The organism is Streptomyces sp. NPDC058872, from assembly GCF_042743065.1.
Taxonomy (GTDB): Bacteria; Actinomycetota; Actinomycetes; order Streptomycetales; family Streptomycetaceae; genus Streptomyces.
In genome coordinates this window covers 1-3,745 of the sequence record NZ_JBHYMK010000132.1, presented here as the reverse complement: position 1 = coordinate 3,745, position 3,745 = coordinate 1, and the positions used below count along the sequence as shown (strand labels likewise).

1 protein-coding gene is annotated in these 3,745 nt (G+C 74.0%); it reads left to right on the top strand.

The annotated features are described in order from the left end of the window. Window positions 1–3,745, top strand: a 3,745-nt coding sequence (locus ACFW22_RS35685; protein ID WP_386412929.1) for an SDR family NAD(P)-dependent oxidoreductase, incomplete at both ends; no start/stop codon positions are given.

Here is a 3,745-nt window from a genome sequence, read left to right as displayed (position 1 = left end):
TCCACACCCACGGCCACCCCATCAACTGGCCCATCAACAAGGGAACCCACGACACCGACCTCCCCACCTACCCCTTCCAGCACCAGCGCTACTGGATCAACCCCACCACGACCGGTTCCCCGGACACCGCCGACACCCGCTTCTGGGAGGCGGTCGAGAACGAGGACTGGGAGTCGCTCGGCCGCACGCTCTCGGTGGAGGGCGATGCCCCGCTGAGTACGGTGCTCGCGGCGCTGGCGTCCTGGCGGAAGAACCTGGATCGTGTGTCGACGGTGGACAACTGGCGCTACCGGGCGACGTGGAGGCCGGTCGCCGAGCCGCAGGCCGGGCTGTCCGGTACCTGGCTGGTCGTGGTTCCCGTCGGCCAGGAGGACGACGCGCTGGTGGGTGCTGTCACCCGCGCTGTACGGGGGCGGCAGGTCGTACTGGACCCAGCCGAAGTGGCCCGCGCCCGCTACGCCGAGCAGGTCTCCGGCGCCTTGGGGTCGGGCGATGACAACGCTGCCGTGACCGGCGTGCTGTCCCTCCTCGCGCTGGGCGGCGACGACGTGGCCCCGGCGGCGCCGGCGCTCGCTCTCTTCCAGGCGCTGGGGGACGCCGGTGTGCAGGCTCCGCTCTGGTGTGTCACCCAGGGCGCGGTCACCACCGGCGGCTCCGATCCGCTCACCCGGCCCGCCCAGGCGCAGGTCTGGGGTCTGGGCCGGGTCGCCGCGCTGGAGCATCCCGACCGCTGGGGCGGGCTCGTCGACCTGCCCGAACAGCTCGACGAGCGCGGCGCCACACGCCTGCGTGCCGTACTGACGGCACCGTCCGGCGGCGAGGACCAGGTGGCCATCCGAGCCTCCGGTCTCCTCGCCCGACGACTCACCCGGACCGGCACCGGCGGCCGCACGCACCACGGCGGGGCAAACCGCGACGCCACGGCCTGGCAGCCGCGCGGTACCGTCCTGATCACCGGCGGCACCGGCGCGCTCGGCGCGCACGTGGCGCGCTGGGCCGCCGGGAACGGCGCCGAGCACCTCGTCCTCGCCGGCCGGCGCGGCGGCGAGGCACCCGGGGCCACCGCCCTGCACGACGAACTCGCCGGGCTGGGCGTCACCGTGACCTTCGTCGCCTGCGACGTGAGCGATCCTGAGGCCGTACGCGCTCTCGTCTCCGCGCACCCCGGCCTGACCGCCGTGGTCCACACCGCGGGTGTCCTCGACGACGCGGTGCTCGACCGGCTCACCACCGAGCGCCTCGACGACGTCCTGCGGCCGAAGGCCACCGCCGCCACGCTTCTCGACCAGTGCACGCGTCACCTCGACCTCGACGCGTTCGTCCTGTTCTCGTCGGTGGTCGGCACGCTGGGCCGGGCCGGGCAGGGGAACTTCGGTGCGGCCAACGCCCACTTGGACGCGCTCGCCGAGCAGCGGCACGCGCTCGGGCTGCCCGCCACCTCCGTGGCCTGGGGTCCCTGGGACGCGGACGGCATGGCGGCAGGCGACGTGGCCGAGCAGCTGCGGCGGCGGGGGCTGCCGGCGCTGGCGCCGGACCTGGCGCTCACCGCGCTGGGAGAGGCCGCGGGGCGCGGCGAGGCGACCGTGACCGTCGCCGACATCGACTGGGCGCGGTTCGTGCCGGCGTACACCGCCGCCCGTCCCAGCGCGCTGATCTCCGACCTGGCGGACGTACGGGAGTTGCGGGCCGAGTCCGGCGCCCGGCGGGCCGACGACGACGCTACGTGGACGGCGCAGAATCTGTCGGGTCTCTCCGACACGGAGGCCGTGCGGCTGCTGCTGGACCTGGTGCGGACACAGGCGGCCGCCGTGCTCGGGCACGCGTCCGCGGACGCGGTGAACGCCTCGCACGCGTTCAAGGACATCGGTGTCGACTCGCTGACCGCGGTCGAGCTGCGCAATCGGCTCGTCGCCGTCACCGGCCTGAAGCTGCCGCCGACGCTGGTGTTCAACCATCCGACGCCACAGGCGCTGGCCCGCTTCCTGCACACGCAGGCGACCGGCACGGCGGAGTCCGCCTCCGTGCGCCCGGTGCCGGTCCCGGTGGGTGCCGCGGCCGAGGACGACCCGATCGCGATCGTGTCCATGGCCTGCCGCTATCCGGGCGGGGTGCGCTCGCCGGAGGACCTCTGGCAGCTGCTCACCGACGGCCGGGACGCGGTGTCCGTGTTCCCCACGGACCGCGGCTGGGACATCGACGCGCTCTATCACCCCGACCCGGAGCGTGCGGGCACGTCGTACGTCCGCGAAGGCGGATTCCTGTACGACGCCGCCGAGTTCGACGCCGAGTTCTTCGGGATCTCGCCGCGTGAGGCACAGGCGATGGACCCGCAGCAGCGCCTTCTGCTGGAGACGTCCTGGGAGGTGTTCGAGCGGGCCGGGATGGATCCACGCTCGGTGGCCGGCAGCCAGGCGGGCGTCTTCGTCGGTGTGGCGTCGCAGGACGAGTACGGGCCGCGCATGAGCGAGGCATCCGAAGGGTTCGAGGGGTACCTGCTCACCGGCACCGCGGCGAGCGTGATCTCCGGCCGGGTGGCGTACACCCTCGGTCTGGAGGGCCCTGCCGTCACGGTCGACACGGCCTGCTCGTCCTCGCTGGTCGCCCTGCACATGGCCGTCCAGGCGCTGCGCGACGGCGAGTGCACGCTCGCGCTCGCGGGCGGTGTCACCGTGATGGCCTCGCCGGGGACGTTCGTGGAGTTCAGCCGGCAGCGGGGGCTCGCTCCCGACGGCCGCAGCAAGTCGTTCTCCGCGGCGGCCGACGGCACCAGCTGGGGCGAGGGCGCGGGTGTCCTGCTCCTGGAGCGTCTGTCGGACGCCCGGCGCAACGGGCATCCGGTCCTGGGCCTGGTGCGCGGTACGGCGGTCAACCAGGACGGTGCCAGCAACGGCCTCACCGCCCCCAACGGCCCCTCGCAGGAGCGGGTCATCCGCCAGGCGCTCGGCCGGGCCCGGCTGACCGCCGCCGACGTCGACGCCGTCGAGGCGCACGGCACCGGCACCCGGCTCGGCGACCCGATCGAGGCGCAGGCGCTGATCGCCACGTACGGGCAGGAACGGCCGGACGGACAGCCGCTGCTGCTCGGCTCCCTGAAGTCGAACATCGGGCACACGCAGGCCGCCGCGGGCGTGGGCGGAGTCATCAAGATGGTGATGGCGATGCGCCACGGTGTGCTTCCGAGGACGCTGCACGTGGACGAGCCGACGCCGCACGTCGACTGGTCCGCCGGTGCGGTGACGCTGCTGCGGGACGCGGTCGAGTGGCCGGAGACCGGACGGCCCCGCCGAGCCGGCGTGTCGTCGTTCGGTGTGAGCGGCACCAACGCCCACGCGATCATCGAGCAGTTCGAGGAGGAGCCAGCCGTCGCCGACACGGCCGACGCCGTGTCGGGGCCCCTGCCGTGGGTCCTCTCCGGCCAGGGCACGGACGCACTGCGGGCACAGGCCGAACGGCTGCGGTCGTTCGTCGCGGCTCGGCCCGAATTCCGCACTGCCGACCTGGCGTTCTCGCTCGGCACCACGCGGGCCGCGCTGGACGACCGGGCCGCCGTGGTCGCGGAGGACCGGTCCGACTTCCTCGACGCGCTGGGCGCGCTCTGCCGCGGCGAGGCGGACAGTCGGGTCCTGACCGGGTCCGTGGACCGTGCGCAGGGGCGGTTGGCGTTCCTGTTCTCGGGGCAGGGCAGTCAGCGGGCCGGGATGGGACGTGAACTGTACAAGGCCTTCCCCGTGTTCGCCGCCGCGCT